Annotated in this window: 26 protein-coding genes and 2 pseudogenes; 15 read left to right on the top strand and 13 right to left on the bottom strand. The window is 70.7% G+C overall.

From position 1 onward, the window contains the following. Positions 1-76: 76 nt before the first annotated feature. Positions 77-742: a DNA alkylation repair protein gene (locus H5411_RS14375; protein ID WP_312878251.1), complete on the top strand. Its 666-nt coding sequence runs from the start codon at positions 77-79 to the stop codon at positions 740-742. Here H5411_RS14375 and H5411_RS14370 read toward each other — a convergent pair. Both H5411_RS14370 and H5411_RS14365 read right to left on the bottom strand, forming a co-directional pair. Beyond that, positions 726-1,502: a methyltransferase domain-containing protein gene (locus H5411_RS14370; RefSeq protein ID WP_183124059.1), complete on the bottom strand. Its 777-nt coding sequence runs from the start codon at positions 1,500-1,502 to the stop codon at positions 726-728. The genes H5411_RS14375 and H5411_RS14370 overlap by 17 nt on opposite strands. Positions 1,503-1,525: 23 nt before the next feature. Next, the gene (locus H5411_RS14365; protein WP_183124058.1) at positions 1,526-2,008 is read right to left on the bottom strand and encodes a DUF5994 family protein; all 483 of its coding nucleotides are present in this window, start codon (positions 2,006-2,008) and stop codon (positions 1,526-1,528) included. Between the two features lie 871 nt (positions 2,009-2,879). On the opposite strand from H5411_RS14365, the gene H5411_RS14360 reads away from it, so the two are divergent. The 3 genes and pseudogenes from H5411_RS14360 to H5411_RS47555 all read left to right on the top strand — a co-directional run bounded on the left by H5411_RS14360 (position 2,880) and on the right by H5411_RS47555 (position 4,294). Then, on the top strand, positions 2,880-3,920 hold the full coding sequence (locus H5411_RS14360) for a fatty acid desaturase family protein (protein ID WP_183124057.1): 1,041 nt from the start codon (positions 2,880-2,882) through the stop codon (positions 3,918-3,920). Next, positions 3,917-4,072 (top strand): annotated as a pseudogene (locus H5411_RS49295) (RGCVC family protein); the annotation flags it as partial. The gene H5411_RS14360 and the pseudogene H5411_RS49295, both read left to right, overlap by 4 nt. Before the next feature lie 60 nt (positions 4,073-4,132). After that, positions 4,133-4,294, top strand: coding sequence for a DUF6307 family protein (locus H5411_RS47555; protein ID WP_183124056.1), 162 nt, complete (start codon positions 4,133-4,135; stop codon positions 4,292-4,294). A gap of 169 nt (positions 4,295-4,463) precedes the next feature. On the opposite strand, the gene H5411_RS14350 is transcribed toward H5411_RS47555, so the two are convergent. Together H5411_RS14350 and H5411_RS14345 are read right to left on the bottom strand one after the other, a co-directional pair. Then, positions 4,464-5,039 (bottom strand): DUF305 domain-containing protein, encoded by a 576-nt coding sequence (locus H5411_RS14350; RefSeq protein WP_183124055.1) that lies wholly within the window; start codon positions 5,037-5,039, stop codon positions 4,464-4,466. A gap of 58 nt (positions 5,040-5,097) precedes the next feature. Next, the gene (locus H5411_RS14345; protein ID WP_101441226.1) at positions 5,098-5,472 is read right to left on the bottom strand and encodes a hypothetical protein; all 375 of its coding nucleotides are present in this window, start codon (positions 5,470-5,472) and stop codon (positions 5,098-5,100) included. A 211-nt stretch (positions 5,473-5,683) separates the two neighbouring features. Between H5411_RS14345 and H5411_RS14340 the strand changes: the two genes are divergently transcribed. From H5411_RS14340 to H5411_RS14330, 3 genes are all read left to right on the top strand, one after another. Next, positions 5,684-6,307: a superoxide dismutase gene (locus tag H5411_RS14340; protein WP_009083877.1), complete on the top strand. Its 624-nt coding sequence runs from the start codon at positions 5,684-5,686 to the stop codon at positions 6,305-6,307. Between the two features lie 397 nt (positions 6,308-6,704). Next, positions 6,705-7,634: an ArsR/SmtB family transcription factor gene (locus tag H5411_RS14335; protein ID WP_101439051.1), complete on the top strand. Its 930-nt coding sequence runs from the start codon at positions 6,705-6,707 to the stop codon at positions 7,632-7,634. A gap of 469 nt (positions 7,635-8,103) precedes the next feature. After that, positions 8,104-8,583, top strand: a complete 480-nt coding sequence (locus H5411_RS14330; RefSeq protein ID WP_208637499.1) for a hypothetical protein — start codon at positions 8,104-8,106, stop codon at positions 8,581-8,583. Positions 8,584-8,587: 4 nt separating this feature from the next. On the opposite strand, the gene H5411_RS14325 is transcribed toward H5411_RS14330, so the two are convergent. The 3 genes from H5411_RS14325 to H5411_RS14315 all read right to left on the bottom strand — a co-directional run bounded on the left by H5411_RS14325 (position 8,588) and on the right by H5411_RS14315 (position 10,364). Further along, positions 8,588-8,869 (bottom strand): DUF3040 domain-containing protein, encoded by a 282-nt coding sequence (locus tag H5411_RS14325; RefSeq protein WP_208637500.1) that lies wholly within the window; start codon positions 8,867-8,869, stop codon positions 8,588-8,590. A gap of 209 nt (positions 8,870-9,078) precedes the next feature. Next, on the bottom strand, positions 9,079-9,345 hold the full coding sequence (locus tag H5411_RS14320; protein WP_101439054.1) for a GlsB/YeaQ/YmgE family stress response membrane protein: 267 nt from the start codon (positions 9,343-9,345) through the stop codon (positions 9,079-9,081). Between the two features lie 122 nt (positions 9,346-9,467). Beyond that, on the bottom strand, positions 9,468-10,364 hold the full coding sequence (locus tag H5411_RS14315; RefSeq protein WP_101439055.1) for an RNA polymerase sigma-70 factor: 897 nt from the start codon (positions 10,362-10,364) through the stop codon (positions 9,468-9,470). Between the two features lie 147 nt (positions 10,365-10,511). On the opposite strand from H5411_RS14315, the gene H5411_RS14310 reads away from it, so the two are divergent. The 4 genes from H5411_RS14310 to H5411_RS14295 all read left to right on the top strand — a co-directional run bounded on the left by H5411_RS14310 (position 10,512) and on the right by H5411_RS14295 (position 13,536). Then, positions 10,512-11,147, top strand: coding sequence for a class I SAM-dependent methyltransferase (locus H5411_RS14310; protein ID WP_101439056.1), 636 nt, complete (start codon positions 10,512-10,514; stop codon positions 11,145-11,147). 141 nt (positions 11,148-11,288) lie between these two features. After that, positions 11,289-11,804 (top strand): TetR/AcrR family transcriptional regulator, encoded by a 516-nt coding sequence (locus H5411_RS14305; protein WP_158242547.1) that lies wholly within the window; start codon positions 11,289-11,291, stop codon positions 11,802-11,804. A gap of 26 nt (positions 11,805-11,830) precedes the next feature. Continuing rightward, entirely contained in the window at positions 11,831-12,361 is a 531-nt protein-coding gene (locus H5411_RS14300; protein ID WP_101439058.1) for a Chromate resistance protein ChrB, read from the top strand. A gap of 35 nt (positions 12,362-12,396) precedes the next feature. Then, positions 12,397-13,536, top strand: coding sequence for an MFS transporter (locus tag H5411_RS14295; RefSeq protein WP_101439059.1), 1,140 nt, complete (start codon positions 12,397-12,399; stop codon positions 13,534-13,536). A gap of 9 nt (positions 13,537-13,545) precedes the next feature. On the opposite strand, the gene H5411_RS14290 is transcribed toward H5411_RS14295, so the two are convergent. Both H5411_RS14290 and H5411_RS14285 read right to left on the bottom strand, forming a co-directional pair. Further along, entirely contained in the window at positions 13,546-15,609 is a 2,064-nt protein-coding gene (locus H5411_RS14290) for a phosphocholine-specific phospholipase C (protein WP_101439060.1), read from the bottom strand. Between the two features lie 136 nt (positions 15,610-15,745). Beyond that, the gene (locus H5411_RS14285) at positions 15,746-16,711 is read right to left on the bottom strand and encodes an Lrp/AsnC family transcriptional regulator (RefSeq protein WP_101439061.1); all 966 of its coding nucleotides are present in this window, start codon (positions 16,709-16,711) and stop codon (positions 15,746-15,748) included. A gap of 113 nt (positions 16,712-16,824) precedes the next feature. Here H5411_RS14285 and H5411_RS14280 point away from each other — a divergent pair, with 113 nt between their 5' ends. Beyond that, positions 16,825-18,222 (top strand): FAD-dependent monooxygenase, encoded by a 1,398-nt coding sequence (locus tag H5411_RS14280; RefSeq protein WP_101439062.1) that lies wholly within the window; start codon positions 16,825-16,827, stop codon positions 18,220-18,222. 1 nt (position 18,223) lies between these two features. Continuing rightward, the gene (locus H5411_RS14275) at positions 18,224-18,865 is read left to right on the top strand and encodes a class I SAM-dependent methyltransferase (RefSeq protein ID WP_183124054.1); all 642 of its coding nucleotides are present in this window, start codon (positions 18,224-18,226) and stop codon (positions 18,863-18,865) included. Positions 18,866-18,869: 4 nt separating this feature from the next. Here the strand turns inward: H5411_RS14275 and H5411_RS14270 are convergent. The 3 genes and pseudogenes from H5411_RS14270 to H5411_RS14260 all read right to left on the bottom strand — a co-directional run. Next, positions 18,870-19,193, bottom strand: a pseudogene (locus tag H5411_RS14270) (SRPBCC family protein); the annotation flags it as partial. Positions 19,194-19,270: 77 nt separating this feature from the next. Beyond that, positions 19,271-19,588, bottom strand: a complete 318-nt coding sequence (locus H5411_RS14265; RefSeq protein ID WP_101439065.1) for an ArsR/SmtB family transcription factor — start codon at positions 19,586-19,588, stop codon at positions 19,271-19,273. Positions 19,589-19,683: 95 nt separating this feature from the next. Then, on the bottom strand, positions 19,684-20,766 hold the full coding sequence (locus tag H5411_RS14260; RefSeq protein ID WP_183124053.1) for an ROK family transcriptional regulator: 1,083 nt from the start codon (positions 20,764-20,766) through the stop codon (positions 19,684-19,686). A gap of 101 nt (positions 20,767-20,867) precedes the next feature. On the opposite strand from H5411_RS14260, the gene H5411_RS14255 reads away from it, so the two are divergent. Then, positions 20,868-22,139, top strand: a complete 1,272-nt coding sequence (locus tag H5411_RS14255) for a DUF1479 domain-containing protein (protein ID WP_183124052.1) — start codon at positions 20,868-20,870, stop codon at positions 22,137-22,139. Positions 22,140-22,146: 7 nt separating this feature from the next. On the opposite strand, the gene H5411_RS14250 is transcribed toward H5411_RS14255, so the two are convergent. Then, the gene (locus H5411_RS14250) at positions 22,147-23,058 is read right to left on the bottom strand and encodes a LysR family transcriptional regulator (RefSeq protein WP_183124051.1); all 912 of its coding nucleotides are present in this window, start codon (positions 23,056-23,058) and stop codon (positions 22,147-22,149) included. A 72-nt stretch (positions 23,059-23,130) separates the two neighbouring features. Here H5411_RS14250 and H5411_RS14245 point away from each other — a divergent pair, with 72 nt between their 5' ends. Then, the gene (locus H5411_RS14245; protein WP_183124050.1) at positions 23,131-24,915 is read left to right on the top strand and encodes a gamma-glutamyltransferase family protein; all 1,785 of its coding nucleotides are present in this window, start codon (positions 23,131-23,133) and stop codon (positions 24,913-24,915) included. Positions 24,916-24,941 lie beyond the last annotated feature (26 nt).

The raw sequence follows: 24,941 nt of genomic DNA, 5'->3' as shown, positions 1-24,941 counted from the left end.
CGTCCCGCGGCCCGCGAGCGTTACCGCGCGTTTCGCGTAATCTCGACCCCGTCCGCACCTGAGCAGGGAGGTTTCCGTGGTCGACGCACCCCTTTCCGGGGTCCTCGCCCGGCTCGCGGAGCTTGACGACCCCAAAATCCGGGCCGTCAACGAGAACCACGGCGACGACCACAGCGTCAACCTCGGCAAGCTCCGCGCCCTCGCCCAAGAGCTCAAAGCCCAGCCCGAGCTGGCCCGTGAACTCTGGCGGACCGGTGACACCAACGCCCGCCTGCTCGCGCTCCTCGTCGCGCGGCCGAAGCAGTTCGACCGCGATGACCTCGACGCGATGCTGCGCGAGGCGGGCACCCCCAAGGTCCAGGACTGGCTCGTCGCGAACATCGTCAAGAAAAGCCGCCACGCCGAGGAGCTCCGCGTGGCCTGGCTCGAGGACCCCGACCCGGTGGTGGCGAGCGCGGGCTGGGCGCTCACCGTGGACCGCGTCGCGAAGAAGCCCGACGGGCTGGACCTTCCCGGGCTGCTCGACGTCATCGAAGCCGAGATGAAAGCCGCCCCGGAGCGGTTGCAGTGGGCGATGAACCACTGCCTCGCCCAGATCGGCATCGAAAACCCGAGCTTGCGTGCCCGCGCGATCGGCATCGGCGAGCGGCTGGGAGTGCTCAAGGACTATCCGACACCGCCGAACTGCACCTCGCCGTACGCCCCGGTGTGGATCGCCGAGATGGTCAAGGGGCGGGCTTGACGAACACCCCGACGAAAACCATGCTCGCCGCCAAGAACGGCCCCGCGGCAAGCGCCGCCAGCCACGCCTCCGCGGCGGCCCGGTCCAGCTGACCCGCCCGCACCGCGCGTTCGGCGTTCCGGCTCAAGCCGAGAATCTTGTCCGCCGCACCGAAATCGCGGAAGACCGGTGCGGCGACCGAGACGTCGAGCACCTCCAGCCCGGCCCCCAGCGCCAACCGCGCCAAGGAACGGCCGACCGTCGCGTTCCGCACCATCGTCGAGCACACAAACCGGTTGAACGCACGGTTCGTCGAGCGTTCCCCAGGGTCGACCACCAGGCTGTCCCAGTCCGGCTCGGCCACGCACGCCAGTCCGCCCGGCCGCAGCACCCGGTGCAGTTCAGCGAAAACCGCGGCGGGATCGGCGACGTGCTGCACCATCCGGTCCGCCCGAGCGCGGTCGACGCTCGCGTCGGCCAGCGGCAGCGCTTGCGCATCGCCGAGCCGGACCGAGATCTGCGGCGTCCCGGAGGTCCGCCGTCCCGCCTCCTCGACCATTCCCGGTTCCGTGTCCACCCCGAGGACCGCGCCCGCGGAACCCACCGCTTCGGCCATGGCGGGCAGGTCGGTGCCGGGGCCGCAGCCGACGTCCAGCACGGTCAAGCCGGGGCGCAGGTCGAGCGCGGCCAGCACGTGCCGTTTGTAGTCGCGCCCGGCTTCGGCGACCTGGGCGTAGTAGTCGATTTTGTCCGGTCGGGGGACTCCGAAAGTCTCGGCCATGTGCTCGAGTGAACCAGAAAAGGTCAGCTCTCGGCCGACCGCCGATCGGGCAGCAGCACGCCGCATCCGCGGAGGATTTCCTCGGCGGTGCCGAAGCTGTCGGACGCCGAGGCCGCGGCCAGCGCGCGTTCGGCGGCGGCGTCGCCGGTTTCCGGCGGGATCACCAGGAGCGTCAGATGCCGGATACGAGGCCCGATCACCACGACGGTGTGCTGCTGGAGACCGAAAAATCCGGACAGCCGCACGAGATCCGGCCCGTGTGCGAGGTGGGCGGGCGCGAGGCCCCAGGCCGCCGGGTTGAAGCCGATGCGGTCGACCGGTCCGGAACGGCGGGAGAGCGCGGCGACCAGCGCGCTGAATTCCGTCACCGGGTCAAGGGAGAGCGGCCGCCACGCGCCGTCGAAACAGCCCTTCACGGCACCGGATTGCTTGAGCCGCAAGCGGTTGCCGACCTCGGCGGGTTCGATCACGGTGCTCGCGGCGCCGCTGTGCGGGGCTGACGTCATCGCGGCACTCCTCTCCGGAGACTCGGGCGCGGCGGTCTCCGGTGCGACGGGGCGCGGGTCAGCGACGGTGTCGCCGTGCGTGCGCTCGCCCTTGCGGCGGCTGCGATTCGGTCCGCTCGGCGGGCGGGACCGCGGGCTGGCGGAAGAGACCGCCGTAGCGAGTGTCCTGCGGCCGGACGAGAGCGCCGGGGCGCGGGCTTTCGGCGACGGGATGGCTGAAGAGCGGCATACTGACTGCGGCAGTGATGAGTTTTCCTTTCAGAGCGGCAAGAGACCGCGGCGGAACAGAGGAACCGGACGGCTGGTCCACGTCGCACCACCGCCTTCCCGAGAGGGCGCCACTGACTGATGCCGCGGAGGCGGCCGAAGCAAGGGCAGCTCGGCGGCTGACAGGCCGCGAGGGGTGACGGTGGTGTGCCGTGGGCCCGACGACAGGGCATGCGTTCGTCCAGGCCGCGAGGGGCCGGGACTGTCGGCGCACGAGATGTTCTCGGACACCGCCGAGAGTACACCCTCGACCGCGCCGGGCGCGCTGCCGGATGCGCGGACATCGGGCGGCGGCAGCGGCGAACGAGTCCGGTTTCGCGGAAGACCGGGTGGTCGCAAGGGAATTCCGCGGCGCGGCGCGGAACCGCCGAGAGCACTCGAATGGACCTGGCCCGGCGTCCCCGGAAGAAGGTCCCTCCGCCGGGCGGGCGTGGGCTGCCGAGCCGGGTGTAGGCTCGGCAGCAAGACCCTGGACCTCGGTGATGCGATCGAGCCGTCACGGCTGCCGAGGAGAGCGGGACCTGCCCGCACCGCCGATACCGGGTCCTCGCCTCTGTCGAACCACCGCGGTCGTCCGGCACACCATCCGATGCGGAGCTGGAATATGGACGGACAGACGGGCAGATCAGGGCACGGAAGCGAGTTCGCCGAACTCTCGGCCCTGGTGAAAGAGGCGGGCCTGTTCCGCCGCCGTCCGGGGCACTACCTGGTGCGCGGCGGGATCGCGCTGCTGGCGTTCGGCGGGGCGTGGGTGCTGCTCGCGCTCCTCGCGGCGGGCTGGTGGCAGCTCGGCACGGCGGCGCTGCTGGCCGTCGCCTACACCCAGCTCTCGTTCCTCGGCCACGACGCCGGGCACAAGCAGATCTTCCGCGGCCGCCGCGCGAACGACGCGGCGGGCACGGCGCTGGCCGCGCTGGTCGGGCTGAGCTACGGCTGGTGGGTCGGCAAGCACACGCGCCACCACGCGAATCCGAACCTCGAGGACGCCGACCCGGACATCGACATTCCCGCGCTGGCGTTCAGCACCCGGCAGGGCCGGGCGAAGGCGGGTTTCCTGCGCTGGATGGCGAAATACCAGGCTTTCCTGTTCTTTCCCTTGTTGCTGCTGGAAGGCGTCGACCTGCACTGGTCGGGGATCAAGGCCGTGCGCCACGGCGGGACCAAGTCCCCGAGACTCGACGCGGTCCTGCTCGCCGTCCACGTCGCCGCCTACCTGACGGCCGTGTTTCTCTTGCTGCCGCCCGGAATCGCCGTGGTGTTCATCGTCGTGCACCACGCCGCGTGGGGTGTCTACATGGGATGCTCGTTCGCGCCCAACCACAAGGCGATGCCGCACCTGGAACCCGGGCACCGGCTGGACTTCCTTCGCCGCCAGGTGCTGACGTCGCACAACGTCCGCGGCGGCCGCTGGATGACCTACGCGCTCGGCGGGCTGAACTACCAGATCGAGCACCATCTTTTCCCCAGCATCCCGATGGCGACGCTGGGGAGGGCGCAGCCGCTGGTGCGGGACTTCTGCCTCGCCCGCGGGATCAGCTACAGCCAGGGCGGGCTGTTCCGCACGTACGCGGACGTCCTGCGGCATTTGCACCAGGTCGGAAGTCCGCTCCGGACGGCGCCTCGCGCGGTAAACGGCGCCCGGTGACCGCGGACGGCGAGTCCAGCGCGGCGGAAATCCTGTTCGGCGACGGCGTTCCCTCCGGCGCCTGCGCGGTCTGCCCCCACGGAAACGACTCGCATGACGCGATCGCGAGCCGCTACTGCGCCGCGACCGCGTCAGGCGGCTTGCACCGCCGGTGCGCGTGCTCCTCCGAGACCCTCGCAACAACCAGGAAAGCCAAGAAAGAGGACCGCATCATGCCCGACGAAATCACCTACGTGTCGCGATACGACCAGCGCATCGCCTCCGTCCGAGCCGTGCTGGAAGAGGACACCGGCCTGACCGGCACCGCCTGCCAGGCCCTCGCCGTGCGGCTGCTGCGGCTGATCGACGAAGCACCGGAGAAACTGCGGCGCTGAGACCCCGCTGGATCCGGTCGGCACGGCCGGATCCAGCGGCCTTGACCTCCGGGGCGGGCTCCTGCTGTCTCGCAGGCAGTTCCCGCAGACTCCGCCCGCCTTCCGCGGCGCGCGACAGCCCGGAAGCAAGGCGCCGGGGCCGCCCAAGCGGCCCCGGCCCCTCACCGCGTCAGCCCTTCAGCAATCCCTGCATCTCAGCGATCTCGGCCTGCTGCGCCTCGATGATCTTCTTCGCCAGCGCCTTGGCGCCGGCATCCGAGCCCTGGGCCAGTTCGGTCTTCGCCATCTCGACCGCGCCCTGGTGGTGTTTGACCATCATGTCCAGCCACGACCGGTCGAAGGCCGGGCCCTTGGCGGCGTCCAGGCTTTTCATGTCGGCGTCGGACATCATGCCGGTCATCGCGTGGTCGCCGGACATCTCGTGGCCGCCGGGCATGGCATGGCTCGTGGCCGCGACTCCCCAGGCTTTCAGCCAGCCCTGCATCTGCCGGATTTCCGGGTCCTGCGCCCGGTCGATCCGGCCGGCCAGGTCGACGACCTTCGGGTCGCTGCTGCGCGACGGTACCATTTTCGCCATCTCCAGCGCCTGATGGTGATGCGGGATCATCTGCTGGGCGAACGCGACGTCGGCGGCGTTGTGGCCCGCCTGCGAACTGGAGGCGGGAGCGGGGGATTCCGGGCCGCCGCACGCGCCGAGCAGCAGCGAAGCGGCCAGCACGGCACCGCTGAAAAAGATTTTGCGCACGAAAAAACCTTCTCTCCAAAAGGAAAATTGCGAAGAAAGACCGGAAAGCGAATACCGATCAGGTCCGCGACACGCAGAGAGAAGTGAGGACGGCCCGGCCCCGTCTGTCGGGCGGCCGGTCGGCGGCGGGGGAGCCGCGCGTGCCGTCGAAAACCGCCTGCACGGCGGGGCGGCGGCGGAAGGCCAGCAAACCGAGGACGAGCGCGCCGGCCGCGTACAGGACCGCCAGGCAGAGGTGCAGCATCGAATGCTCGCCGGCGGGCATGCCGGATTCGGCGGCCGGGGCGGCGTCGTGTGCCTGGACGACGGACATCTGGCTCGTCATCGCATGCCCGGCGCCGGGGGAGGGCACGTGGTGCATCACGGCGATGCCCAGCGTGAGCGCGAACAGCAGCAGCACCCGCTGCACGCTGCCGAGCCGGGACGTCGCCATGGGCCAACCGTACCGGGTGCCGGACGCCACGGGCGGAGCGGACGAAACGGTCACGCTGAGTGGCGGGCGATCCCCGCCGTACCGGAAGTTGAACATTCACTCAACCAGGTTCCAGCCCGTGGCGCCGAGGCCGCCCCCGCTCGCCCGGGGCACGGGTGTGCTACTAGGTTCGAGGGGGCAAGACTTGATGTCGAAGACAGAAGGAGGGCCCATGGCCCGGTACGAGCTGCCCGAACTCGATTACGACTACGGCGCTCTCGCGCCCTACATTTCGGGCGAGATCAACGAGCTGCACCACAGCAAGCACCACGCGACCTACGTGAAGGGCGCGAACGACACGCTGGACAAGCTCGCCGCCGCGCGGGAGGCGGGCGATTTCGGCTCGATCGTGGGCCTGGAGACGACGCTGGCGTTCAACCTGGCCGGGCACGCCAACCACGTGGTGTGGTGGAAGATCCTCTCGCCGGAGGGCGGGGACAAGCCGACCGGCGAGCTGGCCGCGGCGATCGACGAGGCGTTCGGCTCGTTCGACAAGTTCAAGGCCCAGTTCACCGCCGTGTCGACCACGATCCAGGGCAACGGGTGGGGCGCGCTGTCGTGGGATCCGATCGGCAAGACGCTGATCACCCAGCAGCTGCGCGACCACCACAACAACCTGATCCTGCCGACCGTGCCGATCCTGCTGGTCGACGTGTGGGAGCACGCGTTCTACCTGGACTACAAGAACGTCAAGCCGGACTACGTCAACGCCCTGTGGAACATCTTCAACTGGGCCGAGATCAGCAAGCGCTTCGACAACGCCGTCGCCGGCGGCAACGGCCTTCTGCTCAGCTGAGGCCCTCGCACTGCGACACCGGAAACGGGGTCCGGCCCACGCGGCCGGGCCCCGTTTCGCATTCCCGCGGAAATAGTCGCCCGGGTGGGGGAAATCGTTGCGGCAAATGTCGGGACCGCTGGCCCGGCGCGCCGCCCGCGCACCCCGGAAGCCGGTCGCACCGCCGGAAAACAGGTGCATCCGAACGTGCACCGTGCACGTCCGGCGAATGCGGGCCCCGGATCCGGTGAGACGATTTGTCTCGTCTCGCGGCTGACCGTCTGTCCGAGAACCACCTGATTCAGCGAGATTCGCCGGCATTCGGCGGATTCTTCCCCGAACGGAAAAAGCGCCTGGACAGCGGCGGATCGGCGCGGCACCCTGGAAGCGCAACCATGCCGGGGGCAGGGGGAGCCACATGGCATTGCGCATTCATTTCACCGACGACGATTTCGGCCGGACGAGGCGGCGCACCGGCCCCGATCCGCTGTGGGAACTGGTGCTGAGCCTCACCGCGCTGCAGAGCCGCCGTCCGGCGGGCGCGCTGCGGGTCTGGTCCGCCCGTGCTCGCAAGCAACTTCGCCGGGAGGGGCTGTTTCCGCACCCCCGTCCGGTGCCCGCGTTGGAGTGGCGCCGCCGGGCCATGAAGGCGCTGCCGCCGGGCGGGCAGTCCGGCCGCGGCGAGGCGACGGTCCGGCACACGGGGGTGCTGAGACCGGCGGAGCGGCGGCGAGAGATCGGGCCGGTCGCCGGGGACGGCGTCGTGCACGTGGAGAAGACGAGGTTGCGCGGCGACCTCCAGACGTTCTTCGTGCACGGGGCCGCGCCGTCCTGGTCCGGCGAACTGGCCGAAGGGGCTCGCGGGCTGCTCGGCACGGCGCTCACGTCGTACGGCATCGCGCGGCAGACTCCGCTCGCGCCGGCCGTCCGCGGTATCCGGGCCGGTGCCGCGCCGATTCGCTGGGCGAAGCCGGAGTTGTCCGCCGAACCGCCCGCGGACCGCAGTGTCTGCTTCGGAGGGTTGCTCGTGATTCCGGCGTATTTCCGGGTCGCGCAACCGGAGCCGTCGGCAGCGCTCGGCAGGACCGCGGAGCGCACGATCGAGGCCGCCCAGGACCCGCTGCCGGAGCTGCTCGGCGAGACCCGGGCCCGGGCGCTGCACGCGCTGGCGGTGCCGCTGTCCGCGGCCGAACTGGCCGGGCAGATCGGCGTGACCCCGGTCGCGGCGAGCAAGCACGCGGGGGTCCTGCGTCGCGCGGGACTGGTGGAGAGCCGACGGGACGGGAACACCGTCCGGCACGCGGTGACGGCCACCGGGCTGGCGTTGCTGAGCGCATCCGGCGGATGACGGGAATGCCGGTGCGTTTCGGGAGAATTCCCCGTACTGGCGGAAGACGGCGGCAATAAACAACGCGGCGGACAATCGGCGGGCGCGGGTGCTCCTCACCGTGCGGAATGGGCCACGGCGGCTGCCGAGTGCCGTCCCGCTCTCCTCTCCCGCGGAAGTCCGTGAGGGGCCACTGAGGAAATCAGATTCCGTCAAGGGGCCCGTCACGGACCTCTGCATCGCCGCCGGGCTTCTTGGCGGGGAGAGAACGCCCGCGCATCACCGGCTCTGCGACCTGCTTCGGAGGAAACCGCCACTGGGGCGGCCGGGTTGCCTCTGCGTGGCGTTACGCACGAATGAGTGAAAAGAACGGGTGAATTTGGGTGGAGGTTCCGCTCCGAGGCGCCCGCCGCGGGCGCTTTTTCCGCGACTTGGGCACATTTGCCCGCGAACTCTGCCATTCTCCCGGTTTTCGCGGCATTCTCGGAGCATGGCTTCTGGCGGTTTCCGCGCGTCCGCCGTGCGCGGGCGCGTGTTCCTCCTTCCGGTCCTGGCCGCGGCCGTCGCGGTCTCGGCGGCGGCCGGGGTCTGGCTGGGGCTGTGGATCCACCGGCAGGGCTCGGCGGCGATCGGCCGCGCGCCCGGCCAGTCTGTCGTCGCCGCCGTCCAGCCCGGATCCGGCGCGCTGCGCGGGAGCGAGGGCGCCGCGGTGCCCGACACCCGGCGCGTCACGTGGACCGCCCCGGACGGCGGCACCGAGGAAGCCGCCATTCCGCTGCGCTCCGACCCGGCGGCGCGCGGCCTGACCCGGGTCCGCGTGGACGCGCGGGGCCGGCTCCGGCCCTCGTCACCGGACCGGATCGACGTGCTGTCGGTGTCGGTGATCACGACGATCGCCTGGGAAACGGTCACCGCGATCGCGGGATTCGGGCTGTACCGCCGTTTCGTGCGAGGACGCGTCGCAGCCTGAGCCGTCAGCGCCAGCGGCAGCGGTAGAACCAGACGATCGCGAGCGGAATCGCCGTCGTGAGCACCGCGCCCACCGCGATCGGCGCCGCGGACCCCATGCCGAACCCGACGACCAGCGTGACCAGGCCGGTGAGGAACACGCTGAGCACCCCGAGCGCGGCCGCGGCGAAGGAGAGCACCGGCATCGGGCGGAATTTCTCGAAGCGGCGGGCCAGGCGCGGATTCTCCTGGGCGAGGTACCGTTCGATCTCGTCCAGCTGGTGTTGTTCGTGGTCGCGCAGCGCCATCGTCCGCTCCGCCCGTCGACCTTGCCGGGACTTCTCCGCTGATTCTGCCACGAAACGCGGCCGGAATCCGGGGCCGAGTCCGATTCGGCGCCCCGTCCGGGTGAGTCCGGGACCGGGCCGGAGACCGCCGGGCGGCGGCGCGGAATCCGGTTCGGATTTCCCGGAGCGAGGGCGGCCCGCCGCGCCCGGCAGCGGGCCGCCCGCACGGGTCAGTCGCGGCGGCGGTTGCCCACGATGAGCCGGTAGCCGGTCAGGATGACCAGCGCGCCGAGCACCGCGAGACCCCACGTGCGCAGGTCGAAGAACGTCCCGAGCTGGGTGTGGAACAGCGTTTTGCCGATCCAGCCGCCCACGAACGCGCCTCCGATCCCGAGCAGGATGGTGATGATGCAGCCGCCCGGGTCCTTGCCCGGCATGAGGGCCTTCGCGATCAATCCGGCGATCAGGCCCAGCACGATCCAGCTGACAACGCCCACGTCGGTCCTCTCCTCGGTACGGCGGCGGCCCGGCGGGCCGCCCCTGGCCGGACCAGGATGGCATGGGCCGACCGGGTGGCGCGCGCCAGAACCGGGGCTACGGTGCGTAGCGGCGGCCGGAGTCAGCGGCGGAGGGCGGTCTCCGTGTCCATATGCGACAGCTTCGCCGGATTCCGCACCGCGTACAGACCGGTGATCTTGCCCTCGTCGATGCGCAGCGTCAGCACGGTGTCCACCTCGCCGTCGAGCGTGAGCACCAGCGCCGGGTGGCCGTTGACCTGCATCGGGCGCAGCGGCGCGGGGAGCTGAGTGCTCCCGGCGGCCAGCAGCCGCGCGACCTTGTCGGCGCCGACGATCGGCCGCGGCACCGCCTGCTTCACGCCGCCGCCGTCGCCGAGGAAGACGACGTCCGGGGCGAGCAGGTCGAGCAGGCCCTGCAGGTCGCCGGTCTCGACGGCCTTCCGGAACGCGTCGAGCGCGCCGCGGGTTTCGGCGGGCGTGACGTCGCCGCGCGGACGGCGGGCGGACACGTGCGACCGCGCCCGGTGCCCGATCTGCCGCACCGCGGCCGGGGATTTGCCGACTGCTTCGGCGATTTCGTCGTACGGCACGTCGAAGACCTCGCGCAGCACGAACACCGCGCGCTCGGTCGGCCGCAGCGTTTCGAGCACCAGCAGCATCGCCATCGACACGCTGTCGGCCAGTTCGACGTCCTCGGCCACGTCCGGCGCGGTGAGCAGCGGCTCGGGCAGCCAGGTGCCGACGTAGGACTCCTTGCGCCTGCCGAGCGTGCGCAGCCGGGTCAGGGCTTGGCGGGTGGTGATCCGGACCAGGTAGGCACGGTGCTCGCGGATATCGTCGAGGTTGACGCCAGCCCATTTCAGCCAGGTTTCCTGCAGCACGTCCTCGGCGTCGGCGGCCGAGCCGAGCATCTCGTAGGCCACGGTGAACAGCAGGTTCCGGTGGGCGAGGAAGGTCTCGGTGGCGAGGTCCGGGCTCGCTTCGCCGGGCGCTGACATGGGTGGCTCCTTCGCGTTCGGGGTCGATCGCCCATAGGACGCCGGCCGCCGGGCGGTTGTGACAGCCCGTCGGCGCCGGATAGGTCGATTCCCCGCGGGGTGCGAGGGTAGCGGGCGGAGGACCTCGACGGAGAGGAGTTCGCGACGATGGCGGAGCGGGGAACGGACTGGCTGCGGCGGACGTGGGACGAGGCCGCGCCGCGGTACGACCGCGAGATCGCGTGGTTCGAGCGGGCACTGCTCGCGGACGGCCGCGAGTGGGTGTGCGGGCAGGCCGCGGGGGAGGTGCTGGAGGTCGCCGTCGGGACCGGCCGGAACCTGCCGTTGTATCCGCCGGAGGTGCGCTTGACCGGGATCGACCTCAGCCCGTCGATGCTGGACCTGGCCCGCCGCCGGGCCGCCGAGATCGGGCGCGAGGTGACGCTGACCGAGGCCGACGCGCAGTCCCTTCCGTTCCGGGACCGCACGTTCGACACGGTCGTCTGCACGCTGGGGCTGTGCGGCGTTCCGGACGAACGCGGCGCGATCGCGGAGATGCACCGGGTGCTGCGGCCGGATGGGCGGCTTCTGCTGCTGGACCACGTCGCCAGCGACCGCCGGATGGTGCTTGCCGCCCAGCGGCTGCTGGAGAAGCTGAGCGTGTGGCGGCTGGGGGATTACCTGACCCGCCGGCCGCTGCCGTTGCTCGCCGCGGCCGGGTTCGAGGTCGAGCGGGCGGAGCGGAGCAAGGCCGGGATCGTCGAGCGGCTGGTCGCACGGAAGGACGCCGCGGCGGGCAGCTAGTCCTGTACGATCGTATTGTACGATCGTATTGTACGTTCGTATAGGAGGGGGTCGGATGACCGGCGCAAGGGGGCACGTCGCGACGGGCGTGCTGGAGCTGCTCGCGGTCGCGTGGCGGGCGCGCACGGGGGCGTCTCGGCGGTGAAGCGTGCCGCCCATGTGCTCGATGCCGTGCTGAATGTGCTGGCAGAGCAGGGAATCGGTGCGCTCAGCGTGCGGACGGTCGCCGCTGCGGCGGGTGTTTCGCCGGCTCAGGTGCAGTATTACTACCGGACGAAGAACGACCTCGTGCGCGCCGGGTTCGAGTACGCGCGGGAGCAGTTCCTGGCCGAAATCCAAGCGGCGCAACCGAAATCGATCGCCGGTTTCGTCGAGCTGTGGCTGCCGCTGGACGAACCGCGGGCCCGGCGTGCCCGGGTGTGGCTCGCGTACGCGGCGGCGGCCGTGGTGGATCCCGTGCTGCGGAAGGAAAGCGCGAAGCTCGATCGCGAACTGCGCCAGTGGTATGTCGACGCCGGGCTGTCCGAGGAAGCGGCAGCGCAGGTGCTGGCGATGATCGACGGCGTGACGCTGCAGTGCCTCTCGCTGCCGTTGCCGGACCGTCGGGCACTGGTGGACCGGACGATCGGCCCGTTCCTGGCGACGCTACCTGGCTGAATGTAACACGTGCTACATTCAGCACTGTGGCAGAGGGTAAATGGCTGGTGCTGGTGGTGCGGGTGCCGTCCGGACCGTCGCGGCACCGCGTCGCCGTATGGCGTGAGCTGCGGCGCGTCGGTGCGTTGTCGCTCGGGCAGGGCGCCTGGGCGGTGCCGGACGTGCCCGGGTTCGCCGGCGGCGTCGCGCGGGTCGCCGAGCTGGCCGAACGCGGCGAGGGCGAGGTGATCACGCTCGACGCCGCGGAACGGGACGGTTCGCGGCTGGCGGAGCTGTTCACCGCCGAGCGGGAAGAGGAGTGGACGGAGTTCGTCGCCGACTGCGGGAAGTTCGACGCCGAGATCGACAAGGAAATCCGGATCGGCAAGTTCACGATGGCGGAGCTCGAAGAGGAAGAGCAGAGCCTCGAGCGGCTGCGGCGCTGGCATCGGGAGCTCAAGGCCCGGGACGTGTTCGGCGCGCCTTCGGCGGCGGAGGCCGAGCAGCGGCTGAAGCATTGCGGTGAACGGCTCGCGGACTACACCGAGCAGGTTTTCCAAGCCCTGCACCAGATGTGAGGGCGGCACAGTGCTGCGGATTTTGAGGGGTTCCCATGCGTTCTGCTGAGCTGCGTCCGCTGTACGCCGCCGGGTTCGTCACCGCGTTCGGCGCGCACAGCATCGCCGCCAGCCTCGGCGCGTACACGCACGGCGATTCCTTGCTGACCCTGGGACTGCTGCTCGCGGTGTACGACGGGGCCGAGGTCGTGCTCAAACCGGTGTTCGGGTCGCTGGCCGACCGGATCGGGCCGCGGCCGGTCCTGCTCGGCGGGCTGCTGGCGTTCGCGCTCGCGTCGGCGGCCTTTGTCGTCGCGGGAAATCCGGCCGCGGTCGGGCTGGCGCGGTTGGGCCAGGGGGCGGCCGCGGCGGCCTTCTCGCCCGCGGCCGGGGCGTTGGTGGCGCGGTTGTCGCCGGCGAAACGGCAGGGCCGGGCATTCGGCGGTTACGGTGCCTGGAAGAGCGTCGGGTACACGTTGGGCCCGTTGCTCGGCGGCGTGCTGATCATGCTGGGCGGATTTTCCTTGCTGCTCGGCACTCTTGCGGTGCTGGCCTTCGTCGTCGCCGGGTGGGCCGCGTTCGCGGTGTCCTCGCCGGAGCCGTTGCCGCGGCAGCGTCAGACCGTCCTCGACCTCGCCCGTCGGCTCGCCGAACCCGGGTTCCTGCGGCCGACCGCGGTGCTGGCCGGAACGACGGGTGCGCTCGCGGTCGGCATCGGATTCCTGCCGGTGACCGGCGCGGCGAGCGGGCTCAGCACGGTGGCGACCGGTGCGGTGGTGTCGGTGCTGGCGTTGTGTTCCGCGCTGGTGCAGCCGTGGGCCGGCCGGCTCCGGGACGCCGGGCGGATTCCCGACGGAGGGGGAATGGCCGGCGGGCTCCTGCTGACCGCGGCCGGGCTGGCGTTGGGCGCGCTCGTGCCCGGCGTCGCGGGGGTGGTGGCCGCGGCGGTGGCGATCGGTGTCGGGGTCGGGGTGGCGACGCCGATCGGGTTCGCGCATTTGGCTGGTTCCGCGCCCCAGGAACGGCTGGGACAGACGATGGGAGCCGCGGAGGTCGGCCGGGAGCTGGGGGACGCGGGCGGACCGCTGCTGGTCGGCGCGCTCGCGTCGGCGGCGACGCTGGGTGCGGGATTCGGCGGGCTGGCCGTGGTGCTGGTGATCGTCGGCCTGGCGGTGGCTGGCTTCCGGAAGCCGTGAAGGGACTGATCAGCTGGTAGCGATGGCCGGGTCGCTCGTGGAGGCTTGGCCAGTCTCCGCATGGCCCGCGAAGCGGCGGACGTATTGGCTGTCGTGATCCGCCTTCACCGTGATGTCGTACCAACCGTTGGCCACGCCCCACTTCGGCACTACCCGTGAAGTGCCCGGGGCGAGCGTGTATTTGTAAGCCTCCGAAGCCGCGTAAGCGTCGACGCCGGTGAAGGTGACCGTCCGGCTGCTGGGGTTCGTGAACGTCACCGTCACGTACCCGGCGTCGTGCCGGGCGGTGACTTCCGGGCCCAGGCCGCCAATCGTCCCGGCCTGTTCGCGGAGCCAGCCGTTCGGGCCGAAAACCGAGTACTGGTACCCGTCTCCCGCGCCGCTGGGCAGACGCCAGCTGTCGGTGACCGACTTGTGGCCTTCGACGGTGTAGGGCCACGGTCCGTCGGAACGCATCCGGGACGTCACGTGGAACCCGGCTCCGGCGTCGCCGAGGTTGGTGAAGGTGAAGTACATCCGGCCGTCCCGGGCCTCGGTGTCCGCGGCCAGGTCGTACGGCAGCGGGCGCGCTTTGCGCGTGCCGGGTTCCTGTTTCGGCAGCGAGCCGTTCGACGGGGGCACCGGATGGTAGGTCGGCGGAGTGCTGTGGTCGGCGGGCGGCTGGTAGCCGCTGGTGCCGGGTAGGGGCGGGACACCGCTGTCGGCTCCGGTGAAGTCGAAGGCCGACGTGAGGTCCCCGCAGACCGCGCGGCGCCACGGCGAAATGTTCGGGTTGTGCACGCCGAATCGCTTTTCCACGAACTGAATCAGCGACGTGTGGTCGAAAGTCTGCGAGCAGACCCAGCCGCCGGTGCTCCACGGCGAGACGGCCAGCAGCGGCACGCGCGGGCCGAGTCCGTAAGGCATTCCGGTGGTGTACGACGCGGCCGCGCCGCCTTCGTACCATTCCCCGGCGACGCTCGCCGTCGATTTGCCCCAGTTCGCGTCGCGCGGCGGATAAGGCGGCACGACGTGATCGAAGAACCCGTCGTTCTCGTCGTAAGTGATCAGCAGAACGGTTTTGCTCCACACCTCCGGATTCGACGTGAGCGCGTCGAGCACGCCCGAGACATACCAGGCGCCGTAATTGGCGGGCCACGCCGGATGTTCGCAGTACGCTTCCGGGGCGACGATCCAGGAAACCTGCGGCAGTCGGTTGGCTTTGACGTCCGCGGCGAGGTGGTCGAAGAAACCGTCGCCCGCGGTGGCGCGGGTGCCGGTGCGCGCGTTGTCGTAGAGCGGCGTGCCCTGGACCGATTTCTGGTACTGGGTCAGGTACAGCAGCGAATTGTCGCCGTAGTTGCCGATGTACGGGTCTTTGGTCCATCCCCAGCCGTGGTCCTTGTCGAGCCCCTCGCCGACATCCTGGTAGATCTTCCACGAAACCCCGGCCTTTTCGAGGATTTCCGGGAAACTGGTCCAGCCGTAGCCGGATTCTTCGTTGCCCAGCACCGGTCCGTTGCCGGAACCGTCGTTCCCGGTCCAGCCGGTGTACAGGTAATACCGGTTCGGGTCGGTCGAGGACAGCATCGAGCAGTGGTAACCGTCGCAAATGGTGAACGCGTCGGCGAGCGTGTAGTGGAACGGGATGTCCTTGCGCGTCAGATAGGCCATGGTGGTGCGGGTTTTCGCCGGGACCCACTTGTCCCACCGGCCGGTGCTCCACGCGGTGTGCGTGCCGTTCCAGTCGTGGTTGAGGTCCTCGATAAAAGTGAGGCCGAGGTTGTCCTCGGCCGGCCGGAACGGCAGCGTCTCGGCGCCGCTCGCGTCGGCCTGGTGCCACACCGATTTCCCGTTCGGCAGGGAGACCGGGCGCGGGTCGCCGAAGCCGCGGACTCCGTTGAGGGTCCCGAAATAGTGGTCAAACGACCGGTTTTCCTGCATCAGCACGACTACGTGCTCGACGTCCGCGAGGGTGCCGGTGCGCACGGCGGCCGGCACCGAGGCCGCGCGCGCGATGCTCGCGGGCAAGGCCGTGCCGGCGGCGGTGGCCGCGGCGAGGTGCATGAACCGGCGACGGCTGACCGATGACATCGAGGTCTCCTCGAAAAAGCGGGGACAGTTCGCGGACGCGTTCGGGAATTTCCCACCGGGAAAGGCCGAACGAATCATCGACGGACGGTCCGCGCGCTGTCAACCGCCGACCGGGAGGGCGCCCGTTCGTCCTGCGTCACAGCCGGTTCGCTGCCTGTTTCACCGTTTTGATCACCGGCGCGGTTTCCACGTGGGTGACCGCGGGAAGCGCGGCGACGCTGGTGGTGAGGTAGCGGTACAGCTCGTGCTGGCTGGCACACACCGCTGTCGCGTACAGGTTGGTCGGGCCGGTGGTCGCGGCGGCGTAGGCGACTTCCGGATGCGCGGCGAGCGCGGCACCCGTTTCTTCCAGCGCCGCCGGGGCGACCGAAAGCCACAGCAGGGTCCGGATTCCCCTGCCGTGCAACCGCCAGTCGAGGTCGAGGTCGAAATACAGCACGTCCCGTTCGCGCAGTTCCGCCATGCGGCGGCGGACCGTGGTGGGGGACCAGCCGGTCGCGGCGGCGAGTTGTTCGAACCCGGCACGGCCGTCGGCGGCGAGTGCGGCGAGGAGCTTGCGGTCGCCCTCGTCGAGGGTCGCTCGGCCCGGTCGGCGAGGAAGCGGCGGCGGGCGCAACTGGGTGACGGTGGCTTCATCCAGGACGCCGAGCTTGGCGACCAGGCTGTCGGAGCCGCCGTAGAACTCGTGCAGCACCGAATGCGCGGTGACACCTTCGACCCGTGGCGTGCGGGGGAGTTTGGCCAGCAGCAACGCTTCGCTGTCGGCCTCGTTTTCGATGCGGACTGTGCAGGTGATTTCCGTGCCGCCGGACGTCAGGCTCACCCACGCGGTGTCCGGCCGCCGCGCGAGTGCCTCGGCGACCGCGCCCGCGGCGGCAGGCGCGCACCGGATGCGCAGGAACCAGCGCACCGCACCGGAAGGGGTCTCGTTGACACCACCGATGACCCGTACCGCTCCGGCGGACCGAAGCCGGGCGTAGCGGCGCGCGACGGTGCGATCCGACACGCCGAGCGCCTCGGCAATCGCGCTGAACGAAGCCCGGGGGTCGATCTGCAGGGCGTGCACGAGCTGCCGGTCGAGATCGTCGTAGTCGAAATCCACCTTCTTGAGGGTACAGGTGTCGGAATCCGCCGCCCTTGAGTCGCTTTCTGGCTCGCGGACCGGTGCCGGGCAGAGGGTCAGTTCCGAACGCACCGACCCACGAGGGAGAGATCATGACTGCCGAGGTGCTCGTCGTCGGCGCCGGTCCGACGGGGATGACAATGGCGAACGAACTCCGGCTCGCCGGAGTGTCCTGCGTGCTGGCGGACCGGCTGTCGCGGGCCAGCGAACTGTCCAAGGCCGGCGGGCTGCAGTCCCGCACGCAGGAGGCGCTCGATCAGCGCGGGCTGCTCGAACCGTTGCTGGCCACCGGCGATTATCCGGTCAGCACCGCGCATTTCGCGGGCACGCTGCTGCCGCTGGTCCGCACGCGGCACCAGTTCCCGTGGCGCTCGCTGCCCCAGGTGATGCTCGAAGGTTTCCTGGAGAAACACCTTGCCGCCCAAGGCATCCGCATCCGCCGCAACCACGAACTGGTCGGACTGCGGCAGGACGCGGACGGCGTCACCGGAACCTTCGCCGACGGCACCGCGATCCGCGCTCAGTACCTGGTCGCCGCCGACGGCGGGCGGAGCACGGTCCGGAAACTGCTGGGCGCGGAGTTCTCCGGCCGTCCCGGGACGGCGACCACGGTGGCCGCCGACGTCCGGCTGAGCGCCGAGGTCCCGATGCACACGATCACGCCGGAGGGCTACCGCGCGCAGGTGTTCCCGCTCGGCGTCGACGCCGAAGGCCGGCCGCTGCGCCGTCTTGTGCTGGGCGGGCCCGGCTGGTCGCTGGAACGGGACGTCCCGGTCACCGAGGACGAGATCCGCACCGGGCTGAAGACGGTCTTCGGCGACCGGGTGGAACTGGTCGAACTCCGTTACGCGCGCCGGATCACGAACGCCGCGTTGCAAGCCGCGCAGTATCGCCACGGCCGGGTATTTCTCGCCGGCGACGCCGCGCACGTGCACCTTCCCCTTGGCGCGCAAGGCATGAACGCCGGAATCCAGGACGCGATGAACCTCGGCTGGAAGCTCGCCGCCGCGGTTCGCGGCACCGCGCCCGAGGGACTGCTGGACAGCTACCACGCGGAACGGCATCCGGTCGGTGCGGCGGTGCTGCGCAATGTCCAAGCGCAGTCGCTGCTTCTCGACGACGGCCCGGATTCGGCCGCGGCCCGGTCGTTGTTCGCGGAACTGGTTCAAGTGCCCGAAGTTCAGTACCTCCTGGACGACATGCTGTCCGGCATGGGTTTCCGCTACGCCATGCCCGGCAGCGAGGAGCATCCGCTGGTGGGACTACCCGCGCACGACCTCGGTCCGGAGCTGCGCGCCGGACGCGGTGTTCTCGTGGATCCCGGAAGGCGGTTCGGGGAGCTCGCGGCGCGGTGGGCGGATCGGGTGAACCGCGTCGAAACGGGCACCGAGGCGATGCTGGTCCGCCCGGACGGATATGTCGCGTGGGCAGGTGCCCCGGACGGTCTCGAACCAGCGATTCGCCAGTGGTTCGGCGCGCCGGTGGGCTAGCGTGGCCGTCGTGCAGACGTGGCTGACCGACACGCGGACCTCGTACGACACCGTCGCCGCCAGTTATGCCGACCGGTTGCGCGATTCGATCGCCGAAAGTCCTTCGCTGCGCATGACTTTGGGGTTGTTCGCCTCGCTGGTGCCCGGAGACGGTCCCGTGGCCGACGTCGGCTGCGGCACCGGGCATGTCACCGCGCACCTGAACGGCCTTGGCCTGGACGCGTTCGGCCTCGACCTCTCGCCCGGCATGATCGAGGTGGCCCGGCGCGACCACCCGGGGCTGCGGTTCGCGGTCGGCTCGATGACCGCGCTCCCGCTGCCCGACGCTTCGGTGGCCGGGCTGCTGTCGTGGTGGTCGCTGATCCACGTGCCGGACGCGGAGGTGCCCGCCGCGCTGGCGCAGTTCCACCGCGTGCTGCGGCCCGGAGCGCCGGTCGCGATCGGCTTTCACGTCGGCGACGTGGCCCGGTTGAAGACGCAGGGTTACGGCGGTCATCCGATGCGGGTGCACGTCTATCGACGTCGTCCCGCGCAGGTCTCGGAATGGTTGCGCGAAGCCGGGTTCACCGTCGAAGCGGAGTGGGTGGAGGAACTGGACAGCGAGGTGCCGCAAGCGGTGGTCTACGCTCGCCGTCCAGCCTGACGGGTCAGCCGAGGTCCAGTTTCGCCAGCCGCGGCAGCACGCCGTCGCGCCAGCCCGGGCCCATCCGCTCGCACGCGTTCGCCTGCCGTTTGTCGTCGAGGTCGAAGCCGGAGTGGTTCAGCAGGAGCCGGGTGCCCTGGCCCTCGGCGACGAGCGTCCAGGTGAGGGTCCAGTCGCCGTTGAAGGTGTAGACGAACTTCGACGGCGGCACGGATTCGAGGACGCGGCAAGGGATCGAGCCGAACCCGGGCATCTCCAGATGGAATTCGTGGCCGACGTCCGGGCCGATGTCGCCGGGAGCCCACCACTTCGCGTGCAGTTCGGGGTCGGTGAGCGCCCGTCAGACTTTGTCCGGCGGGGCGGCGATGAACTGGTCGACCGAGATACTGCCGGTCCGGGCGTAGGTCACGGGGTTTCCTCCTCGTTTTCCAGCAGGTCGGCCATGCTGCGCAGACGGCCGCGCCAGAACCGTTCGAACGGGTGCAGCCATGCGCCGACCTGCTCCAGCGGGTCGCTTTCCAGGTGGTAAAAGCGTTGTCGCCCCACGGGTTCGTCGCGGACCAGCGCGGCGTCCCGCAGCACCTTGAGATGCTCGGCGACCGCCGGACGGCTCAGCTCGAACCGCGCCGCGAGGTCGCCCGCCGTGCGCGGGCCGTCCGCCAGGATCTCCAGCAGCCGCCGCCGGACGGGACTGGCGAGAGCGAGGAAGACGTCGTCGGGCATGACGCTACGTTACGTCGGAAGTTTCCGACATGTCAACCGGGGCGCACCTCGTGCGCGGCAATCCCGGTTCTAACCGGGATCAACGCTCACGAGGCTCAAGGGCTGAGGACGGCACTCCGCAGCGCACGCACGGCCTCGTCGCGCGCACCGGCCAGCGCGGGGGAGTCCGTGGCGTGCGGGGCGCGAAGGGGGACGTTGCGCGGCAGCTGCGCGAAACGGTCCGACACCGCGTCGAGCACGTCGGGTCCCCAGGGGCCGCCCAGCACGATGAGTTCCGGGTCGGACACGGTCACCAACGCCAGGAGCACTCCGCAGATCGCTTCGGCGAGGGCGTCGAGGAGGTCGTCGGATTTGATCGCGGTCCGCAGGGCCTCGACGTCGATCGTGGTCGAATCCGGTTGCCGCACACCGAGATCCGCGAAGACGTCGATGAAGGCGATCGCCTGGCCACCGGGGCCGCGCGTGAGGACGTGCGCGATTTCCCCGGCGAAACCGGCGTGCCCGCGCCGCACTTCGCCGTCGGCGACGACAGCGCAGCCGAGTCCTTCGCCGAGGAAGAGGTAGGCGAAATCGTCGGCGGCCTGCTCGGTGCGGGCGGCCCAGTTGACGTCGTTGTCCACTGTGACCGGTCCCGCGACGAGCGGCGCGAGGACGTCGGCGGGGGAGAGTTCCCCCAGCAGGAACGGGGAATCGGGCAGGTGGACCAGTTTCCCGGTGGCGCGGTCGACCGGATCGGCGGCGCTGACGACCGCGAGCCGAAGCGGCCCCGCGTCGGCGGCGACCTGCGCGGCGGCCTTGCGCAACGCCTGGGAGACCTTCCGCGGACGCACCGGACAGCCCAGGTCTTCGACGTGCCGGGCGAGGACCTCGCCGAAAACGTCGACGGCTTCGGCGACCGCGCCGTCGTGGCCGATGCTCACGACCAGGGCCGTGCCGAGATCGTCGGCCAGCGCGTAATAGGTGCCGACGCGGCCGCGTCCGGTGGTGCGTTCGCCGGTGTCGCGCAGCAGGCCGGCCTCGGCGAGCCGGGCGACGCTGTCGCCGACCGCGGGCTTGGAAATGCCGGTGCGAGCGGCGATTTGCGCGCGCGTAAGCTGCCGTTCGGCAAGCAGCGCCCGCAGCACGTGCTCGTCGGTCAGCGACCGGAGCAGGTCGAGGGAGGGCTTGGCCGGGGTCACCGGCGCGAGTGTAGCCGATTTAGTCAGGAGTGTTGCCTGAATTGGCGCCGGCGCCTTACGGTCATTTCAGTAAGGAGCCCTTCCTGAATGGAGCGAGCGCCATGCAGCTGCCCCCGTTGCCGCACTGGGAGACCGCGCCGGACGACCTCCCGGCCGCGATCCGCGAGATCAAAGCCGCGCTGCGGGCGCGGATCGAGGCGTCCGGCCGCACCGTGGAAGAGGTCTTCGCGGTGGTCGAGTCCCGCGTCGCCGCCGAGGTCGAGGAGATCGAGACGGCGAAAGCACGCGGCGAGGAGATCTGGCCGGTGCTGGACTACGCCGACATCGAGGCGGGCAGAGTGTCCGAAAAGGACTTGGCTCGGCTCCGGAAGCGCGGTTGCCTGGTCGTGCGCGGACATTTTCCGCGCGAGCAGGCGCTGGCGTGGGACAAGGGGATCGTCGACTACGTCGAGGGCAACCGGTTCTTCGAAGACTACCGAGGGCCCGGCGACGATTTCTTCGGCACCGTCGGCTCACGTCCGGAGATTTACCCGATCTACTGGTCTCCAGCGCAAATGGAGGCGCGGCAAAGCGATCGGATGGCCCGCGTGCAGGCGTTCCTCAACGCACAGTGGAAATCCGAATCCGGCGGCGTCCGGTGGTTCGACCCCGGCCGGGATTCCCTGTACCCGGACCGTATCCGCCGCCGTCCGCCGGGTGCGGACTCCGGCGGCCTCGGCACCCATCTCGACCCCGGGACGCTGGACCTCTGGATGACCGAGGCGTACCAGCGGGCGTTCCGGCACCTCTTCGACGGCACGGTCGAGTCCTACGATCCGTGGGACGCCGCGCATCGCACGGCCGGGCCGCAGTTCGAGGGTTCGACGATGTGCTCGGTGTTCCGCACCTTCCAAGGCTGGACCGCGCTCTCCGACATGGACCACGACCAGGGCGTGCTGCACACCGTCCCGATTCCGGAGGCGATGGGCTGCTTGATGCTGCGCCCGCTGCTGTCCGACGTGCCCGAGGACGACATGTGCGGCGTCACGGTGAATCAGGTGTTCCCGGCCAGCGAGAAATGGCATTCCTTGCTGCTGCGTGCTTCCAGCGGGATTCCGGACGTGCGGGCCGGCGATTCCGTGTGGTGGCACTGCGATCTGATCCACAGCGTCGCGCCGGTGAAGAACCAGCGGGGCTGGGGCAACGTCATGTACATCCCGGCCGCGCCGTGGTGCCCGCGGAACGAGGCGTACGCCGGGGCGGTGCGGGAAGCGTTCGAGTCCGGTTCCAGTCCCTCGGACTTTCCGCCCGAGCATTACGAGCGGTCCTGGCCGGACAGATTCGCTCCCGCGCGGCTGAACGCGATCGGACGGCGCGGGCTCGGGATCGGATGACAGCGGTTCAGTCCGTGATCGCCGCGCTGCGCGGGGCCGACGAGCCGGCGGCGAGGGTGATGTCCACAAACGCCTGAGTCGCCGCGGTCATCGGTCCGGACCGATAGATCAGCCACTGCGGGAGCTTCTCCGGCGGCGAGAACCGGAGCACCCGCGCACCGGCCCGGCGGGCCAGCTCCGCCCAGCCGTCCGGCATCAGGCTCGCACCGATCCCGCGCAGCACCATCGGCAGCACGACGCTCCGGTCGCCGACCTCGGCCGCGATCGACAGGTCCGGCACGCTCGCCGCGAGCCGGTCGAAGAACCCGCGCACCGCGGTCGCCGAGCTGGTGACGACGAACCGCATGCCGCCGAGTTCAGCCCGCTCCACCGCCCCGTCCGAGCCGATCTCCGTGCCCGGCGGGGCGACCAGCAGCACTTCCTCGTCGCGCAGGTGCTGCGCGACCAGCCCCGGCCCGACCGGGCGTTCCGCGCTCCCGCACACCCCGGCCTCGCATCGCCCCTGCACCACCATCGCGACCACCTCGGCCGCGGACAACGCCGCCGACGTGCTCACCAGAACGCCGGGATACCGCGTGCGCATCTCGGCGATGATGCTGATCACCGGCTCGAGCGCGGACGACGACGTGGCCGCGACGTCGATGCGCCCGGCCGGTCCGTCGCCCGCCATCCGCGCGGCGGCGCGCAGGGCGTCGAGGTCGCGCAGCACCAGCCGGGCGCGCTCGGCCAGCAGCTCGCCGGCGTTCGACAGCACCGCGTTGCGCCCGACGCGGTGGAACAGCTCGACGCCCAGGTCCTGTTCCAGCTTCGCGATCGCCCGCGACAACGACGGCTGCGCCACCCGCAACGCCCGCGCCGCGTGCGTGAACCCGCCGTGCTCGGCGATCGCGACGAAGTACTCCAGCTGGCGGCGTTCCATAGCGGTACGCTATCGGATTGGTGCCTCAGATGTCTTTGACGTACCGCCAGCCGGCGCGCGACGATAACGCCCATGGTCCAGACGCGCCCGACGTTGCAGGGCACCTTCGGCATGGTGTCGTCCACCCACTGGCTCGCCTCGGCGGCCGCGATGGCGGTGCTCGAGGACGGCGGCAACGCCTACGACGCCGCGGTCGCCGGCGCGTTCGTGCTGCACGTCGTCGAACCGCACCTCAACGGACCCGGCGGCGAGGTGCCGATGATCCTCGCCCCGGCGGGCGGCGCGCCGAAGGTGCTGTGCGGGCAGGGTCCCGCGCCGGCCGGGGCGACGATCGAGCACTACACGTCGCTCGGCCTGGACCTCGTCCCCGGCACCGGCCCGCTCGCCGCCGCCGTCCCCGGCGCGGTCGAGGCGTGGCTGCTCCTGCTGCACGACCACGGCACGAAATCGCTGCGCGAAGTCCTCAAGTACGCCATTCACTACGCGGCGGACGGCCATCCGGCGGTCGAGCGCGTCGGCGCGACGGTGGAGACCGTCCGCGAGTTGTTCGAGAACGAATGGACTACGTCGGCCGAGCTGTACTTGCCCGGCGGGGTCGCGCCGAAACCCGGTGGGCTGCTGAAGAATCCCGCGCTCGCCGAGACCTGGCGCCGGCTGATCGCGGAAGCGGAGGCGGCCGGGAGCGATCGGGAAGCGCAGATCGAGGCGGCGCGGAAGGCGTGGCGCGAAGGGTTCGTCGCCGAAGCACTCGCCGCGTTCGCCGCGAAACCGGCGATGGACTCTTCCGGCGAACGGCACGCGGGCACGCTCACCGCCGACGACATCGCCGCGTTCCGGCCGGCCTACGAGGACCCGGTCACCAGCACCTGGAACGGCTGGACGGTCGCGAAAGCCGGGCTGTGGAGCCAAGGTCCGGCCTTCCTGCAGCAGCTCGCGCTCCTGCCGGACGAACTGGAGTACGCGACGCCGGAGTACTACCACCGGCTCATCGAGGGCACGAAGCTCGCGATGGCCGACCGCGAAGCGTGGTACGGCGACAGCACCGACGTGTCCATCGAAGCGCTGCTTTCCCCGGAGTACACCGAGGTCCGGCGCAAGCTGATCGGCGAGCGCGCGTCCTTCGGCCTGCGTCCGGGCAGTCCTGAAGGCCGGGAGCCGAAGCTGAGCCGGCACGCGCGGTACGTCGCGGGCGGCGGGGTCACCGCGTCGGCGATCGGGGCGGGGGAGCCGACTGTCGCGAAGGACGGCCTGACCCGGGGCGACACCTGCCACCTCGATGTCGTCGACCGCTGGGGCAACATGATCGCCGCGACTCCGAGCGGCGGCTGGCTGCAATCCAATCCGGTGGTGCCGGAGCTGGGCTTCCCGCTGGGCACGCGGCTGCAGATGGCGTGGCTCGACCCGGGCCTGCCCAACTCGCTCGCCCCGGGCAAACGGCCGCGCACCACGCTCTCGCCGTCGCTCGCCCTGCGCGACGGCGTGCCGGTGATGGCGTTCGGCACGCCCGGCGGCGACCAGCAGGACCAGTGGAACTTCCACTTCTTCCTCGCCGTGGCGCTGCGCGAAAAGGTGCGCGGCGGACTCGACCTGCAGGGCGCGATCGACGCGCCGAACTGGCACACCGACAGCTTCCCGAGCTCGTTCTACCCGCGCGGCATGGCGGCGGGCAGCGTGACGGTGGAATCGCGGATCGGCGCGGACGTCATTGCCGCATTGGAAGGCCGCGGCCACGACGTGACGGTCGGGGAGCCTTGGTCGGAGGGCCGGTTGTGCGCGGTGGCGAAGGATCCCGAGACCGGAGTGCTTTCGGCGGCGGCGAATTCGCGCGGGGCGCAGGGGTACGCCGCGGGGCGATGACCTGGACTGACAAGCGCTGTCTGAAA

The organism is Amycolatopsis echigonensis (assembly GCF_014174495.1).
Lineage (GTDB): Bacteria > Actinomycetota > Actinomycetes > Mycobacteriales > Pseudonocardiaceae > Amycolatopsis > Amycolatopsis echigonensis.
The sequence above is the reverse complement of the archived record's forward strand: the minus strand, read 5'-3'. Positions and strand labels throughout refer to the sequence as shown.

Coding starts and splice junctions, on each gene's coding strand:
- H5411_RS14370 (WP_183124059.1), bottom strand. CDS start 1,502: ATGGCCGAGACTTTCGGAGTCCCCCGACCGGACAAAATCGACTACTAC.
- H5411_RS14365 (WP_183124058.1), bottom strand. CDS start 2,008: ATGACGTCAGCCCCGCACAGCGGCGCCGCGAGCACCGTGATCGAACCC.
- H5411_RS14360 (WP_183124057.1), top strand. CDS start 2,880: ATGGACGGACAGACGGGCAGATCAGGGCACGGAAGCGAGTTCGCCGAA.
- H5411_RS47555 (WP_183124056.1), top strand. CDS start 4,133: ATGCCCGACGAAATCACCTACGTGTCGCGATACGACCAGCGCATCGCC.
- H5411_RS14345 (WP_101441226.1), bottom strand. CDS start 5,472: ATGGCGACGTCCCGGCTCGGCAGCGTGCAGCGGGTGCTGCTGCTGTTC.
- H5411_RS14340 (WP_009083877.1), top strand. CDS start 5,684: ATGGCCCGGTACGAGCTGCCCGAACTCGATTACGACTACGGCGCTCTC.
- H5411_RS14335 (WP_101439051.1), top strand. CDS start 6,705: ATGGCATTGCGCATTCATTTCACCGACGACGATTTCGGCCGGACGAGG.
- H5411_RS14330 (WP_208637499.1), top strand. CDS start 8,104: ATGGCTTCTGGCGGTTTCCGCGCGTCCGCCGTGCGCGGGCGCGTGTTC.
- H5411_RS14325 (WP_208637500.1), bottom strand. CDS start 8,869: ATGGCGCTGCGCGACCACGAACAACACCAGCTGGACGAGATCGAACGG.
- H5411_RS14315 (WP_101439055.1), bottom strand. CDS start 10,364: ATGTCAGCGCCCGGCGAAGCGAGCCCGGACCTCGCCACCGAGACCTTC.
- H5411_RS14310 (WP_101439056.1), top strand. CDS start 10,512: ATGGCGGAGCGGGGAACGGACTGGCTGCGGCGGACGTGGGACGAGGCC.
- H5411_RS14295 (WP_101439059.1), top strand. CDS start 12,397: ATGCGTTCTGCTGAGCTGCGTCCGCTGTACGCCGCCGGGTTCGTCACC.
- H5411_RS14290 (WP_101439060.1), bottom strand. CDS start 15,609: ATGTCATCGGTCAGCCGTCGCCGGTTCATGCACCTCGCCGCGGCCACC.
- H5411_RS14280 (WP_101439062.1), top strand. CDS start 16,825: ATGACTGCCGAGGTGCTCGTCGTCGGCGCCGGTCCGACGGGGATGACA.
- H5411_RS14265 (WP_101439065.1), bottom strand. CDS start 19,588: ATGCCCGACGACGTCTTCCTCGCTCTCGCCAGTCCCGTCCGGCGGCGG.
- H5411_RS14255 (WP_183124052.1), top strand. CDS start 20,868: ATGCAGCTGCCCCCGTTGCCGCACTGGGAGACCGCGCCGGACGACCTC.
- H5411_RS14250 (WP_183124051.1), bottom strand. CDS start 23,058: ATGGAACGCCGCCAGCTGGAGTACTTCGTCGCGATCGCCGAGCACGGC.
- H5411_RS14245 (WP_183124050.1), top strand. CDS start 23,131: ATGGTCCAGACGCGCCCGACGTTGCAGGGCACCTTCGGCATGGTGTCG.